The organism is Fischerella thermalis PCC 7521 (genome assembly GCF_000317225.1).
GTDB classification, from domain to species: Bacteria; Cyanobacteriota; Cyanobacteriia; order Cyanobacteriales; family Nostocaceae; genus Fischerella; species Fischerella thermalis.
On sequence record NZ_AJLL01000098.1, the window covers coordinates 12,981 to 27,466 of the forward strand.

Consider the following 14,486-nt stretch of genomic DNA (forward strand, 5'->3'; position numbering starts at 1 on the left):
ATAAAGGATGAAAGACAAATTATGAATTATTTAATCTGAACCACAAAAAATGAAAAAAAGAGTAAAAAAAAATAAAATTTCATAATTCATAATTCACATTGGAGAAGTTACCTTGCCTGATGTTACTAATCAAGCACAGCCGCCCCTAGAATTTATTCCGCCAGCATTTAACCCCTTGGTTTTACGAGTTATTCAGCTAGGTTTACCCAGCTACTTACGCTGGAAAACAGCAATTAGCCAAATTGAAGCAGATAACGTAGAGGTTTTGGTAAATCTCTACCGTCAGTTTCAAGAGGGAAAGATTCGTTTTTTGATAGCATTTCGCCATCCTCAAGCTACAGATCCACTGTGTTTGGGCTACTTGCTTTCCCAACTCGTGCCAAGGGTAGCACGACAGGAGGGAATATCGCTACAGCATCCAATCCATGCTCATTTTATCTACGATCGCGGTATTACTCTATGGGCTGGTTCCCAGGTAGGTTGGATTGCTTCTAAGTTGGGTGCAACACCTATTCAACGGGGTAAAGCTGACTGGACAGGTTTGCGTTCAGCACGCGATTTGTTTGCCAATGGGCGCTTTCCCATGGCTGCTGCACCAGAAGGTGCTACCAATGGGCTTTCAGAGATTGTTAATCCCCTCGAACCCGGAATCGCCCAAATGGGTTTTTGGTGTGCTGAAGACTTGCACAAAGCTGGACGAGATGAACAGGTTCTCATTGTACCAATAGGAATTCAATATAGTTATGTTGCAGATCCTTGGGGTGCGATCGCCAATTTATTAACTAAATTAGAAACTTACAGTGGTTTACCTTCGACTTACTCTCATCCCCATCTCCCTAGTTCCCTTTACCCCCGGTTGTTAAGCTTAGCAGAACGTTTGCTCAGTTTAATGGAAGATTTTTACACACGGTTTTATCATCAAAAATTGCCAGAAATTCCAGCAAAATCTGAAGAAATAAATATATTTATTGCTGCTCGTCTCAATGCACTTTTAAATGTAGTTTTACAAGTAGCAGAACAGTATTTTGATTTACAACCAAAGGGTAATTTTAATGATCGCTGTCGCCGAGTAGAACAGGCAGGTTGGAATTATATTTTTAGAGAAGATTATAAAGATGTAAAATCACTGTCATCTTTAGAAAGAGATTTAGGCGATCGCATTGCCGAAGAAGCGAATTTGCGGATGTGGCACATGCGTTTAGTAGAAAGTTTGGTTGCTGTCACAGGTAATTATGTACACGAAAAACCCACCGCCGAACGCTTTGCTGAAACAACATTACTCATTTGGGATGTAGTAACTCGAATTAGAGGTGGTAATCCTTTCCAGCGACCGCTTTTGGGTAAACAGAAAGCGAAAATAACTGTGGGTGAACCGTTATCAATTTCGGAACGGTATCTGGTGTATAAGGGAAGTCGTCAAGGTGCGAGACAAGCAGTTGCAGATTTTACCAAAGATTTACAGCGCGCAATGGAGGATTTGATTGTCAAATAAGGGTGATTGTAGCGATCGCCCTTTTTCTGAATTTTTAGAATTCTACTGCATCTTTTTGGGGAAAAACCTTTGATAAATCCAGAACTAAATCCGGAAAACACGGTAGATAAACTGATTCATTTGCCAGATAAATTAACTTTTTGCGATAACCAAATTTACCTTGGAAATCATGTAATGGTTCACTATAATACTCTAATTGATTTTCTACTAAATTAAAAATCCAATAATCAGCAATACCCGCTTCTGCATAAAGTGGTAACTTCACCTCTTGATCATATTTCAAAGAGGAATCGGCTATCTCAATTAACAGTAAAATATCATTTGGAGTGGGATGATTGCTAATATAATCATCAGGGCGATTTTTGACAATTACCCGATCTGGTTCCGGTTCGCTGTAGTCAGAAATAATAATCGGTTGCTGTCCCCGCAGTGTCGCTCTTTCTCCCACGAGCTTAAATAATTCTCGCTCTAAGCGTGTTTCACACACAAAATGCGGTTTGCCTTTAGATACCATCGAAATGATTTCTCCCCTAATTAGCTCAACTCGGTCATCTTCATTAAAAAAACCGAGTTCTGCTAAACGATCGTATTCGGCTATAGTAAAGCGTTTAGTTAAGACTGTAGTCATAACATTTAAGATAGTGCAGGTCTACCTGCATGTTAACTCTTAACCCTTAACCATTGACTTTTTAACTCTGTTCTTTCGCACCCAACATCTGCAAAATTTTATCTACATTATCCAAGTCGCCTACAATGCGCCGCACGGGGAGAGGCCATACTTTTACAAGGGTAGGGGTAGCTGTGACTTGATTTTTTTCTGCTTGTTCTGGATGGCTGATTACATCAATGACTTTCAGGGTGTATGGTTGGCCAAGGTATTGTTCTAATAGGTCGTGGAGACTCTCAAGTGTACGTTCTATACCGGGGCTATGGCCAGCTACAAACAAGCGTAGAACATAGCCTTGGGTGTTTGGTTGTATCTGTAGTTTTGTTGCTTCTTGATAGTATGGTACTGCTTCAAAAGGATCTAAACGTACGATTAAGTCGTGGTCTTCCCAAAGTTGGGGGAACGAGGAGCGATAACTATTTAATACCATGCGATCGCACAATCCTTCTTGCCAAGGTGCGCTTTGCCAAATAATGTCGCCTGTACCAAAAATGGCATTTAGTAACGCTTGATGTCGCATCACAGCTGGATAAGCTTCAGCAAAAGTGCGTATTTGTTGGGTACGTGGATCTAACCAATGATCAATAGTAGCTGTGTAGCAGGGTACTAAAAAATGAGGTGGTTCTGGCAAGTCTAAGATTTCCTGTAAAGTTGCACATAAATTCAAATGCCATCGACCTTGCTTACTGGGGTCGATACAATAAATCAAATCTCCTCCGGGCGTAAACAGAGCAATGCCTTTAAATAACTGGGGTAGAATGAGTCTATCTGAAGTCAAGGGAATCAATAGGTTAGGGACTGGGGGCTAATAGTCAACCAGGAATTAGAAGCTAGTGTAGAACTATATTTTTATTGTCTAATTCCTACTCTTATTATTATTTCCTAATCCCCTATTCCCTATCCTCTATCCCTAATTCTTACACTCGACCTCGCAGCATCTGGGCCATTTCGTTGGGAGTCGGTGACATCTCCAAGGCTGTTTCTTCAGTAATCCGACCTTCTTGGTAGAGGTTAAACAAAGACTGATTCATGGTAATCATGCCATCAAAACCAGCTTGTTTCATTAATTCCGTAATTTCATCGTACTTACCTTCTTTGATCCAGTCTTTAACTGCATCTGTGTTTATTAGAATATCGTGAAAAGCAGCACGTTTGCCATCTGTGGTGCGACATAAACCTTGAGCAATCACTGCTACCAGAGATTCGGAAATTGCCACCCGCATGGCATCCTGTTCATCACCTGAGTAAAGATTGAGAATACGTTCAATCGTTTTCACAGCGCTGTTAGTATGCAGAGTTCCCATAACTAAGTGACCAGTTTGAGCAGCTTTGAGCGCTGTATTCACTGTTTCTTTGTCCCGCATTTCCCCTACTAGAATCAAGTCTGGGTCTTCCCGTAAAGCAGCTTTTAAGGCATTGTCAAATTTTCGGGTGTGCATTCCCACTTCCCGTTGTTTGATCAAAGACTTTTGACTCTTGTGAACAAATTCGATGGGGTCTTCGATGGTGATGATATGCTTGGGCATCTCTTTGTTGATGTAGTCAATCATCGCTGCCATTGTGGTAGATTTACCAGAACCAGTCGGACCTGTCACCAGAATCAAGCCTTTGTGGTAATGGCAAATATCTCTGAAAACAGGGGGTAGGCGTAACTGGTCAATGGTTAAGATTTTGAGGGGAATTAAGCGCATGACCATTGCATAACCTTTGAGAGAATCAAAGATATTTATCCGCACACGGGCAAATTCGTATTGAGTTGCACCATCAAATTCTAGGTGTTCTTCAAACCGTTGAATTTCTGCTTCCGTCAATATTTCCCGCATCCAATTCATAAAAGTCTCTTTATCCGTTTCTGGATAATCTGTAGTCTGAATTTCGCCACGGTTACGGAAGCGGGGTGGTTCGCCTACACCCAAGTGAATATCAGAGATACCATTATCATAAGCTTCCCGTACCAACTGATGTAAAGTTGGGTGTAAACTATTGTTTTTGACACGGGCAGGACTGGGACTAGGGATTGGTGGTGGTGTCCCAGGACGATGAGCAGAAGCAGGGGAAGCAACTGGTGATGGGGTAGTACGACTTCTGTCAACTGGTATTTCTAAAGTTTGTGTGGACTGGCGCTGCGTACTAATTGTTGGTGGTGGTGGGGGAAGCGGAGGAATACCACGAGCTACAGTCGGGGCTGAATTTAATGGATTTTGTGATTCTGACATATATCTTTACAAATGATTTTGTGTGAACTTATGTAAAAGACAGGAAACAGAAGGCAGCTAGCTAAACGTCATCTCCCCTGCGAACGCTATAGTTGCGTATTCAGTTGCCACTGAAAACTATGGTCAATATTTATTGCTGTTATATGTATTATTTTTAACTGATTCACCGAAAACATTTTCAGTTAAATATATACATTGTTGTTAACTTTACTTATGTCTAACACAATAAGTATATAATTCAGCCATAGAATATATACTTATTTAAAAAGGTATAAAATAAAACTAAAATAATTTAATAAGATTTGAAATTTAGGTGAACTACGTAGCCATCATCAACTGCGTAAACCAGGGCAGATGAAAAAACTTTACTTTCCACCTGCCATCTGCCTAATTTCCCAGACAACTTCGGTTCATGTTCATGTAGAGATTTTTGATGAGATGTCTCTACAAATTTTGCTTGCACACTACCCCAGCCACATCTTAAAATTATGAGAATCAGCTATGGTTTTGATAAGAAATATTAAGAAAGCTAGAAGCGAATTCTTAAGACACACTAAATAAGTAAGTAACTTATAGCTTATCTGTCTAAGGATAGATGGCAAAAAGAAGTTTTTAGCGAGAATAAGCTATTAGCGTTTATCCATAATAATAAAAACTTAACTGTTAATTTTATTAAATAAATGCTCATCTTCTCAATTGGTTTTTATATACTGAACTTCACTAATTGTTGATCCCTTTGTTTATCAACATCAAGGAAAGACTTCTGAATTCCAAACTGATTTGCGTATTTAGGAGATATACTCATGGCTCTCTCACAAACAGCTAATTTAAGCAAGACTGATTCCTTATTAATGGTTAAAAGCTTTTTAATATGGTCTTTCACATTGGCAGTATGCTTGCTGGTTGTCGGTTTTCCTTTGGTTGTTTTAATGGCTACGGTCGGATGTCTATTGTCTATTGTTCTACAATCTGTGATGCCTGTTAGTGCCGTTTTACTTGTGGCAGGAGGTTTAATTCTGTTTAATGTTTTGGCTGTTGTTATTGGTGCGAGCGTACTGACCGCTAAGGGTATCCACCCCAAAGAAGTGAAGTGGTTAAGCTGGTTGCATGGAGAAACAGAAGAAATGCAGAAGACCGTTTATGCTGCTTGCCCACTAACATGTGACATCAAACTGTAACCTAATTGCTGAATTCGACAAACAGTGCATCCTGCCCGGTTTTACCGGGTTTTTTCATGCTTTTTTGTCATTTGTTATTTGTAATAATTGACCATGATTTGAACTTAACAATTATTGACAATTGACCATTGAACATTGACCATTGACAATTGACCAATGACCAATGACTAATGACTAATGACTAATAACAAACTCGTTTACATTATTTTAGGTACTCGTCCAGAAGCAATTAAATTAGCTCCAGTCATTGAAATTTTCCAAAACTTTCCAGGCTTTGAAACACAAGTTATTTTGACTGGACAGCATCGTGAAATGGTTGAACAAGTGATGCAGCTTTTCAACCTTCAGGCAGATCGTGACTTAGAAATTATGCAACGGCAACAATCTTTAACTGATATTACTTGCCGCAGCTTGCGAGGATTAGAAGAATTATTTCAAGAAAATAAACCAGATTTAATTTTGGTGCAAGGAGATACTACCACGGCATTTGCAGCAACTTTGGCAGCCTTTTACCAAAAAATTCCTATCGGTCATGTAGAAGCTGGGTTAAGAACAGATGACTTATATAATCCTTTTCCAGAAGAAGCTAATAGAAGGTTAATTTCACAACTGACTCAATTGCACTTTGCACCAACACCTTTAGCAGTGCAAAACTTAAAAAATTCTGGTGTTTTAGGTCAAATTCATCTGACTGGTAACACAGTAATTGATGCACTGTTAAATGTAGCTGCAAAGGAACCAGCCTGTAATATACCTGGGTTGGAATGGAATAAATATCGTGTTTTGCTGGCGACTGTGCATCGACGGGAGAATTGGGGAGAACCACTCCAAGAAATCACCCAAGGATTTTTACAGATACTAGATAAGTTTCCTGACACAGCTTTATTATTGCCATTGCATCGCAATCCTACAGTACGAGAACCATTACAGGCAAGCTTGGGCAATCACCCTCGGATTTTTTTAACAGAACCTCTAGACTATAGTGAACTGGTAGGAGCAATTATGCGATCGCACCTTCTCCTTACAGACTCTGGCGGTTTGCAAGAAGAAGCCCCTAGTCTAGGTAAACCAGTTTTGGTTCTGCGAGAAACTACAGAAAGACCAGAAGCAGTCACAGCTGGTACAGCTAAACTTGTGGGAACTAAATCAGAGACTATAGTGGCTAATGCCGTAGAATTGCTAAGTAACCCGGATGCTTATGCAGCAATGGCAAATGCAATCAATCCTTTTGGAGACGGTCATGCAGCAGCACGAATTTTGCAGATAGTCCAGAATTATTTAGGGATAGGGAATCGGTGATCGGGGATTGGGAATTGGAAGAGAGACAAGGGGACAAGGAGGACAAAGAGGACAAGGATAAAGATTTCTCCCACACTCCCTCCATCACCCCATCTCGCCACTATCCCCAAAATAGGGGTTTCTTCATGTTAAAATTAAGCGGCTTTCAAAGCAGTAGCAAGTTTCTTGCAAAAATATGGTTCAGTACACTCTCGCTCAAAGCCCAGATATCATCCTTACTGTACCTGGTAAAGATTCAGCTAAAGCCCGTGAGAAAGCGATGGATCAGCTGATGCAACTCATGGATGAAGGTAAGTTACCTACGGAACTCGAAGACGGATTTAGTGCCAAACAATTGATCGAGGTAAAAGAAGTATCAATGGATACTACTAGCGGTGAGGACGAAATTACCCAAGCTGTTCAAATTCTTAGCAACCTAGCTACACTCAAGCTGAAAGTCCAAGACTCACGCGCCGAAGCATTGGAAATTCGCAAACAAGTTGATATTCTCTTTTCAGATGATTCTGCGACAGAAGAGGAAATTACTCGCCTGAAGGAAGGTTTTAAGGTTCTCAAAACTTTTGCTCAAGCAAATTTACGTTACCAGGAAGCAAAAGCGAAAGCAGAACAGGCTAGGCAAATACTAGATCGTGCTTTGAAATCGGCGGATAAGTAATAGCTGGTAGTTGGTAGTTGGTGGTTGGTAGTTAGTTATTAACCACTAACCACTAACCACTAACCACTACCCCTTAATTTTCCTCACAGAAGAAGATGTGGGGACAGAGTTATTTCTGATTTCTGTGTCATCATCACCAACACGTTCTACGCTCATGCTCTGCCTGTAATACTGCTGATAGTAGGTATAGGAAGCAGGTACGGCATCTCTGGACTTGTTGGCTACCAATCCCAAGATGGGTGTGCCGGATATTTGTAGCTCTTCTAATGCTTGTTGGAAGACGGTACGCTTTAGCTTACCTAAACCAGCAACTAGTACCATACCATTGGTGTTAGCTGCCAATAAGGTTGCATCAGCAAATCCAACGAGGGGCGGAGTATCATAAATCACTAAATCAAAACTACTATGTAGGTCTTGCATCAAGTCCTGCATTTTCTGAGACGCGAGTAACCTAATTGAGTCTGGGGGAACAGGACCAGCCGAGAGGACATAGAGATTGTCTTCTAGAGGCGATCGCTCAATCACGTTGCTCCAGTCTAAGTCAGAAGAAATAACATCAGTCAATCCCTGAATATTCATTAACCCTACGCGTTGGTGTAGGCTGGGAGAACGTAAATTTGCATCTACAAGCAAAACTCGGTGTCCCATTGCAGCTGCTGCTAAAGCTAAATGTACAGCAACTGTTGATTTTCCGTCTCCTTGTCCTGCGGAGCTGATCACTAGTGAACGAATTGGTGCATCAGAACCTAAAAGCAGAATGTTGGTGTAAAGAGAGCGAAATACTTCAAAAAATGAAGCGCGAGCTGCTTGCTGCAAACCACTGGAAGTATTACCTGCATTTGTGGAGAGGGCAATTTCTTTTCTGAAAGGAACTACTCCTAATAATGGCAGTCCTATAGTTTCCTTAAGTTCTTTGGAAGTATAGAAGACGTTGCTGAGTTTATCAACAACTAAAGCTGCTCCTACTCCCATTAACAAACCTAACATTCCTCCCAATATGAGATTTCTCTTCGCGCTATCAGAGATGGCTTCAGGTTCACTCACTTTTGTCAATTGAGGATCTAGTAATCTCCAAGGTTGTAATCTTTGAGCGTACTCGATTTGTAATGCTTGTTGCTTGGCTGTAAATTGGCTTAAGCCTTCGGTGGCAATTTTTAATTCTCGCTGAATGTTATCGTAATCACGACTAACTGCTGCTAAAGCTCGCAAATAGCCATTGAGATTATCTATTTTTTCACTAATAGCCAGATCACGTGCTTCCAATTCTCGGATGCGGCTTTGAAAATCTCTGTTGACTCGCGCTCTTTCTTCTTCCAACATCATAGTCATGGTATCTCTCTGTTGATAAAGGCGTACCATGCCTTCTTCTTCGTCGGTAAATATAGATCCTCTTTGAGCAATTTGGGCATTTATTTGCTGGAGTTGATCGAGAATTTTTTGATAGCGGGGATTATCACTGAGTAGTGAATTGCTAGCTAATGCACCTGGTTGTTGCAAGAACTCTTTTTGTAAGTCTTGATACTTGGCTCGCATTTGTTCTAGCATCACACGATTTTCTAGTTGCTGCTGTGTCAATGTAGCAACATGAGTAGATACTTCCTGTGCTTTTTGGGCTGGTTCGACTAAATTATTCTTCTGTCTGATTGTTCGCAGTCTTTCTTGCCAATCTTTGACTCGTTGTTCTAATGGTTTTCTTTGCTTTTCTACAAATTTCAGTGCCTGCTCTACATCATTACGGCGTTCTGCCAAACTATATTGCAAATAAGCATCTTTAATACTATTTAGCAAATCTGTAACTAGCTGCTGATCTGCATCGATATATTGAACTTGTAAAATATGTCGCTGTTTCGACTCAATCTCTAAGTTCTCAATTACATAGTCGTATTCTATTTCTGGGTACTTAGTCTGAAGCTTTTTGATGACTGGCTCTAGTATTCTGCGACTTTGTAAAACTTTTATTGTTGTCTTGATTTCTTCGGTGGTTTCTGGAGCTGCGATCGCGTCTTTGCCGTCTCCTATAGTTTGAGGAACATTAGCTATAACTTTACCCTCACCAGTCACAGGTTTGGTTAAAATTTCAAAGCTGCCTTGGTATATTGGTGGATCTGTTTCTGCTTTTAATGCTCCTGCGGTTGCTACTACGCCGGTTAAACCAGCTATTAGTAGCGCTCGTCGACGAAGGGCTGCTCCCACTTGACCTAAATTTAATCCGCCTTCATCAGCATCATTTAATTGAGCAGAGTTGGCTGTTAACAACGGGTGATGATATTTTTCTGATTTCAGCATAGCTTTAGTAAATTTCACTACATTCCTGACCGAAATAATCGGATATTCAGAATTCAGAATTAGTAAACTCAAAAGTAAAAGCCCGCAATTTGATCATGTTATGGATCAAAAAAATTATTTTCGTTGTCTGGGGTTCCCAGCTTTAATTGTCGGGTAATTCTAAATACTGAATTCCTGATTTCAATTTATTGTCACCCTGTATTAAGTCTTGAAAATGCCCGTTAATTTGGAGCGATGCACTATACATACAGTAACATTACGTAAGGTAGATTGGTAGCTTAATTGAGACAGTTCATCAAGCTGTATGTATAGATTTTTTATACTGTGCATCGTGCCATCTATACCTGCGGGTACTTCCATCGAGCCTGTGATAGCACTTGATGGCAATGGGTGATGGCTGCTGTTGCCTATTACCAACTACCGCACATTATATTTTGTAGTTTGGCGAAATTGCGATCGCTACCACAAGTTTGGTAAAATTACAGTTAAATAAGTTTGAAAACACCAAACTGTAAACTGTAAGGTCAAGTTTAGTGCTTTAGTTTTACCTTTGAATTAACTGGGGCGCTAGGATTCGAACCTAGGGATGGCGGGACCAAAACCCGCTGCCTTACCGCTTGGCTACGCCCCACTGCGTTTTCGCTGTTTAACAATATAGCAGTTTCGACCATGGTTGTGTCAAGTACTTTAACCCAGAAATTTTGAGTGTATTAGTGGATGCACTGGGGAGTGTGAGGAGTAAGTATTAAACAACCACTAACCACTAACAACTAACAACTAACAACTAACAACCACCAACCAACAACAAAGGATATCAAACCAAAGCCTTGACTTGTGACAGTAGGATTACAGTTGACATTATTTTCATCTGGCTGCAATCTAAATGTGTGTATCCAGCAATTTTGGCTAGTTCAAGTGTTATCTGCAAGGGGAGAACTAGAAACATCAAGTCAAAATCAAAAGTCCTTGATTGTTTGCAGCTTGAGACTAGTTGTCGGTTGAATGATTACTCTGTGAACAGCATTAATTTGAGACAAATTTTATTGATAAGCAAATAATTATGCCTTTTAGTAGGTCAGGGATTAGCATTAGTATTATTTATGAGTTAGTCGCGCAATTTATTTTTACTATACCAACGTTCCAAAAACATAAAATACACGACTTTCGGGGATTGATTTATGGGCGCGACTATATATTTGAGCCTATAGAAGGTTTAAAAAAAGGTTATATGACCGCGCAGTGTAAAGGTGTCAAGCGTGGTGACTGGATTATTTTAGAAGATGATAGTCGCTCTTATAGATATCAAGTTGAGCAGATTGATTACTACTCAGAACCATCAGACATGTGGATAGCTTTGCTTAATCAAGCAATAGTGGAAGAAACTTAAAAATTAGTTCAAAATTCCAGGTTTAGACCCCTACACCCCGATTTCCATAAACTCCTCAGAGCAAACTTTACCCAAGATTAACCTAATTATGTTTTTTTGATGAACTTTACGTACATCGTGAGTGTTATGTATGTATACTAGTAGCTTAGAAAAGCTACGTAAGCATCTTCCGCATTCAGGGTTGTTAATTCGTCAAAGATCTACCTCTGCAACAATTAAAAACCGAGTTTTACGGTAAAAGTTTCACAAGTTTATACCATGGGTGTTAGTAAAACTAAAACTTTTTAGTTATACAAGTGTAACAAAATATACTTAAATTTCAGCCATACCTTATTTTCCCAAGGTAAGGCTCGGTTTTCGTGGGTGCAAAGAATAAAAAAGAAGTGAATCTATGAGTTGTTGGGTGCAAAGTTTGGGAAGTTATTCGCTTTTTTTACCTGAATATCCGGATAAGCACTGAGAAAGCTAGTTAGATGTTAACAGGAGCCATTGCATAGCCAAAATAGAATAGCCTAAGGAAATTGAGTAAACATGAAATCAAAAACAGTAGAAGTTAATATCTCAGAAAATACAATTGTTGTGGCATCTGTTGAGCAAATTTCCTCTGATTTGGGAGGTGAAGCAGTAATTCTCAATCTGAAATCTGGTGTATACCACGGTTTGAATGAAGTAGGAACATTGATCTGGAATTTGATTCAAACACCCAAAACTGTCAAGGATATTAAAGCAGCTATCTTGGCAGAGTACGAAGTTGAAGCCGAACGGTGCGATCGCGATTTGCTCAAGTTACTTGAAGATCTTTTAGCTGCGGAACTAATAAATATTCAAAATGACGCTACTGTTTAAATTTGTGAGTTTTAATGCAGGCGATCGCCACTTACTAATCATGACCTTGATTTTACTGGCAGCTATGCGCCTGGGATTGTGGTTATTACCGTTTCGCACTCTTTTAAAGCTGTTACCAAAAATAAGTCAACCAGTTAGCCTACAAACTACCAACCAAGTATCCATCCGCAAAATTGTCTGGGCTGTAGAGGTAGCCAGTCGTTACACGCCTGGCGTCAAGTGTTTAGCTCGTGCCTTGACTACGCAAGTCCTGATGAATAGATATAATCACCCTTGTCAACTCCGCATTGGTGTCGCCAAAGACAAGACAGGAATCCTAGAAGCTCATGCTTGGATAGAACATCAGGGAAAGATTGTGATTGGGAATCTCGCAGACCTTTCTCGCTTCATTCCCCTGCCAACCCTAGAAGGAGTCAAGTTATGAGTGGGATGATGGGAATTTACTATCTTGACGGGCGTTCTGTAGACAAGCAAGATTTAGAAAAGATGGTAAATACTCTCGCTCACCGTGGTCCTGATGGTGCAGACATCTGGCATGATGGAAATTTGGGTTTTGGTCATAGAATGCTGTGGACTACCCCCGAATCTCTACTAGAAAAGTTACCTTTAGTTAATCAAACGGGTGATTTAGTCATTACATCCGATGCTCGCATCGACAATCGGGAAGAATTATTATCTATATTACAAATAAATGATTGTCCACTCGAAAAAATAACGGACACTCAGCTAATATTAGCTGCTTATCAAAAATGGGAAGAGCTATGTGCAGAGCATCTACTTGGTGATTTTGCTTTTGCGATTTGGGATAGAAAAAAGCAAACACTTTTCTGTGCAAGAGACCATTTTGGAGTCAGGCCTTTTTACTATTACTATCAACCAAATCAAGAATTCATATTTGCTTCAGAAATCAAAGCACTCCTATGTTTACCACAGGTACCACGTCGCCTCAATGAAGTTAGGATTGGCGACTACTTGACATTGATGATGGAAGATCAAAAGATCACCACCTATAAAAATATTCTGCGGCTTCCTCCGGCTCATAGTATGGTGGTCAGTCAATCAGGAATACAACAATGGTCTTACTGGTCACTTGACCCTGAGCATGAAATTCATTTAGCTGATAATGAAGCTTATGCTCAAGAATTTCGGCAGATCTTCACAGAAGCTGTCAAGTGTCGCTTGCGTAGCGCCTTTCCCTTGATCAGCCAACTGAGCGGTGGCTTGGATTCTTCGGCTGTGACTTGTGTAGCACGGAATCTGCTTGCGGAAGTAGGAAAAACTCCATTGCACACCATCTCAAGTATTTTTGATAAAGTTACTGAATGTGATGAACGCCCCTTTATCAATGCTGTACTAGAACAGGGAGGATTCATTCCCCACTACATTCATGGTGATGAATTTGGTCCTTTGTCTAATCTAGATAGTATTTTTCAGTATGAAGATGAGGCTTTATTGGGCCCGAGTCATTTCTATCCTTGGATGGTTTATCGCGCCGCCAAAGAACTGGGAATGCGGATTACCCTAGATGGCTTTGATGGCGATACCACAGTGAGCCACGGGATAGCTAGACTCACGGAATTAGGACGTCAAGGTAAATGGAAAGCTCTCATCCAGGAAGCTAAAGCCATAGCAGCACAGCACAATGTTTCGCCATACGTAGTTTTTCGGGGCCATGGTTTACCATATCTCCAAGATTTAGTCAAGAAGTGGCAATGGATAGAGTTTGTTAAAACCGTACAGTTGATTCACAAACATTTTGGTGTTTCCCGGAAATTGTTAATTATCGCTCACGGAATTAAGCCTTTCTGGGAACAAGTACGGTTATTCTGGAGGGGACAACACAGACAAAAAACATCTCCTGATTGGTCTTTACCTCAGACTCCTCTTGTCAACCGTAACTTTGCACAACGTATTTGTCTGGATGAACGGATGCAAACGTTAAGCCCTCCACGGGAAGCGCCCCTGACTTTAAGACAGGAGCATTGGCGTAGCTTAACTCAAGGAATACTAGCCTACACCCTAGAACAGATGGATCAATATGCAGCAATGTTTTCTTTGGAAGTTCGCCATCCTTTCATGGATAAGCGACTTATAGAATTTTGTCTAGCATTGCCTTCTGAACAAAAACTATATCAAGGATGGGGACGGATGGTCATGCGCCGTGCTTTAGCAGGAATTCTTCCAAAAAGCATTCAGTGGCGGACTGACAAAGCTGATTTGTCACCAAATTTTAATGATGGCTTTCTCAAGCGCGATCGCCAAATTCTCGATCAGGTGATGTCCCAAAAAATGAAAAACCTGGAGAAATACATTAATTTAGATGTTCTGCAAACAGCTTATCAGCGCATTCTTGCGGCAGAAAACCAAGCTAGCAACGATGATTGGATGGCAGTTTGGCAGGCAGTCATCTTAGCATCATGGCTGGACTTTAAAGGATTGACACCGTAATTTTCAAAACTT

At 40.5% G+C, this 14,486-nt stretch carries 13 protein-coding genes and 1 tRNA gene; 8 read left to right on the forward strand and 6 right to left on the reverse strand.

Annotated elements, in window-relative coordinates:
• Positions 1 to 112: 112 nt before the first annotated feature.
• Positions 113 to 1,492 carry a glycerol acyltransferase gene (locus UYK_RS0120630; protein WP_009456414.1) on the forward strand — a complete coding sequence of 460 codons (1,380 nt, stop codon included), beginning with the start codon at positions 113 to 115 and terminating at the stop codon, positions 1,490 to 1,492.
• Between the two features lie 34 nt (positions 1,493 to 1,526).
• Here UYK_RS0120630 and UYK_RS0120635 read toward each other — a convergent pair whose 3' ends face one another.
• The 4 genes from UYK_RS0120635 to UYK_RS26360 all read right to left on the reverse strand — a co-directional run bounded on the left by UYK_RS0120635 (position 1,527) and on the right by UYK_RS26360 (position 4,838).
• On the reverse strand, positions 1,527 to 2,120 hold the full coding sequence (locus tag UYK_RS0120635; protein ID WP_009456415.1) for a Uma2 family endonuclease: 594 nt from the start codon (positions 2,118 to 2,120) through the stop codon (positions 1,527 to 1,529).
• Between the two features lie 61 nt (positions 2,121 to 2,181).
• Entirely contained in the window at positions 2,182 to 2,946 is a 765-nt protein-coding gene (locus tag UYK_RS0120640) for a circadian clock KaiB family protein (protein ID WP_009456416.1), read from the reverse strand.
• A 130-nt stretch (positions 2,947 to 3,076) separates the two neighbouring features.
• Positions 3,077 to 4,375 (reverse strand): type IV pilus twitching motility protein PilT, encoded by a 1,299-nt coding sequence (locus tag UYK_RS0120645; protein ID WP_009456417.1) that lies wholly within the window; start codon positions 4,373 to 4,375, stop codon positions 3,077 to 3,079.
• Positions 4,376 to 4,667: 292 nt separating this feature from the next.
• Complete coding sequence (locus tag UYK_RS26360) at positions 4,668 to 4,838, reverse strand: hypothetical protein (RefSeq protein ID WP_157221844.1); 171 nt, start codon at positions 4,836 to 4,838, stop codon at positions 4,668 to 4,670.
• 340 nt (positions 4,839 to 5,178) lie between these two features.
• Between UYK_RS26360 and UYK_RS0120655 the strand changes: the two genes are divergently transcribed.
• The 3 genes from UYK_RS0120655 to UYK_RS0120665 all read left to right on the forward strand — a co-directional run bounded on the left by UYK_RS0120655 (position 5,179) and on the right by UYK_RS0120665 (position 7,507).
• Positions 5,179 to 5,553, forward strand: a complete 375-nt coding sequence (locus UYK_RS0120655; protein WP_009456418.1) for a hypothetical protein — start codon at positions 5,179 to 5,181, stop codon at positions 5,551 to 5,553.
• 177 nt (positions 5,554 to 5,730) lie between these two features.
• Positions 5,731 to 6,852 (forward strand): non-hydrolyzing UDP-N-acetylglucosamine 2-epimerase, encoded by a 1,122-nt coding sequence (gene wecB, locus UYK_RS0120660; RefSeq protein ID WP_009456419.1) that lies wholly within the window; start codon positions 5,731 to 5,733, stop codon positions 6,850 to 6,852.
• Positions 6,853 to 7,027: 175 nt separating this feature from the next.
• Positions 7,028 to 7,507 carry a hypothetical protein gene (locus tag UYK_RS0120665; RefSeq protein ID WP_009456420.1) on the forward strand — a complete coding sequence of 160 codons (480 nt, stop codon included), beginning with the start codon at positions 7,028 to 7,030 and terminating at the stop codon, positions 7,505 to 7,507.
• A gap of 66 nt (positions 7,508 to 7,573) precedes the next feature.
• Here UYK_RS0120665 and UYK_RS0120670 read toward each other — a convergent pair whose 3' ends face one another.
• Positions 7,574 to 9,793 carry a GumC family protein gene (locus UYK_RS0120670; RefSeq protein WP_016872083.1) on the reverse strand — a complete coding sequence of 740 codons (2,220 nt, stop codon included), beginning with the start codon at positions 9,791 to 9,793 and terminating at the stop codon, positions 7,574 to 7,576.
• A gap of 559 nt (positions 9,794 to 10,352) precedes the next feature.
• Positions 10,353 to 10,424, reverse strand: a tRNA-Gln gene (locus tag UYK_RS0120675).
• A 429-nt stretch (positions 10,425 to 10,853) separates the two neighbouring features.
• Between UYK_RS0120675 and UYK_RS0120680 the strand changes: the two genes are divergently transcribed.
• The 4 genes from UYK_RS0120680 to UYK_RS0120695 all read left to right on the forward strand — a co-directional run bounded on the left by UYK_RS0120680 (position 10,854) and on the right by UYK_RS0120695 (position 14,474).
• Positions 10,854 to 11,180, forward strand: a complete 327-nt coding sequence (locus tag UYK_RS0120680) for a hypothetical protein (protein WP_009456422.1) — start codon at positions 10,854 to 10,856, stop codon at positions 11,178 to 11,180.
• Positions 11,181 to 11,711: 531 nt separating this feature from the next.
• Positions 11,712 to 12,026 (forward strand): PqqD family peptide modification chaperone, encoded by a 315-nt coding sequence (locus UYK_RS0120685; protein WP_009456423.1) that lies wholly within the window; start codon positions 11,712 to 11,714, stop codon positions 12,024 to 12,026.
• Positions 12,010 to 12,450, forward strand: coding sequence for a lasso peptide biosynthesis B2 protein (locus tag UYK_RS0120690; protein WP_009456424.1), 441 nt, complete (start codon positions 12,010 to 12,012; stop codon positions 12,448 to 12,450). Before UYK_RS0120685 ends, UYK_RS0120690 begins: the two co-directional genes overlap by 17 nt.
• Positions 12,447 to 14,474 (forward strand): lasso peptide isopeptide bond-forming cyclase, encoded by a 2,028-nt coding sequence (locus UYK_RS0120695; protein WP_016872084.1) that lies wholly within the window; start codon positions 12,447 to 12,449, stop codon positions 14,472 to 14,474. Before UYK_RS0120690 ends, UYK_RS0120695 begins: the two co-directional genes overlap by 4 nt.
• The last annotated feature ends 12 nt before the right edge of the window (positions 14,475 to 14,486 follow it).

Coding starts and splice junctions, on each gene's coding strand:
- UYK_RS0120635 (WP_009456415.1), bottom strand. CDS start 2,120: ATGACTACAGTCTTAACTAAACGCTTTACTATAGCCGAATACGATCGT.
- UYK_RS0120645 (WP_009456417.1), bottom strand. CDS start 4,375: ATGTCAGAATCACAAAATCCATTAAATTCAGCCCCGACTGTAGCTCGT.
- UYK_RS0120655 (WP_009456418.1), top strand. CDS start 5,179: ATGGCTCTCTCACAAACAGCTAATTTAAGCAAGACTGATTCCTTATTA.
- wecB (WP_009456419.1), top strand. CDS start 5,731: ATGACTAATAACAAACTCGTTTACATTATTTTAGGTACTCGTCCAGAA.
- UYK_RS0120665 (WP_009456420.1), top strand. CDS start 7,028: ATGGTTCAGTACACTCTCGCTCAAAGCCCAGATATCATCCTTACTGTA.
- UYK_RS0120670 (WP_016872083.1), bottom strand. CDS start 9,793: ATGCTGAAATCAGAAAAATATCATCACCCGTTGTTAACAGCCAACTCT.
- UYK_RS0120680 (WP_009456422.1), top strand. CDS start 10,854: ATGCCTTTTAGTAGGTCAGGGATTAGCATTAGTATTATTTATGAGTTA.
- UYK_RS0120685 (WP_009456423.1), top strand. CDS start 11,712: ATGAAATCAAAAACAGTAGAAGTTAATATCTCAGAAAATACAATTGTT.
- UYK_RS0120690 (WP_009456424.1), top strand. CDS start 12,010: ATGACGCTACTGTTTAAATTTGTGAGTTTTAATGCAGGCGATCGCCAC.
- UYK_RS0120695 (WP_016872084.1), top strand. CDS start 12,447: ATGAGTGGGATGATGGGAATTTACTATCTTGACGGGCGTTCTGTAGAC.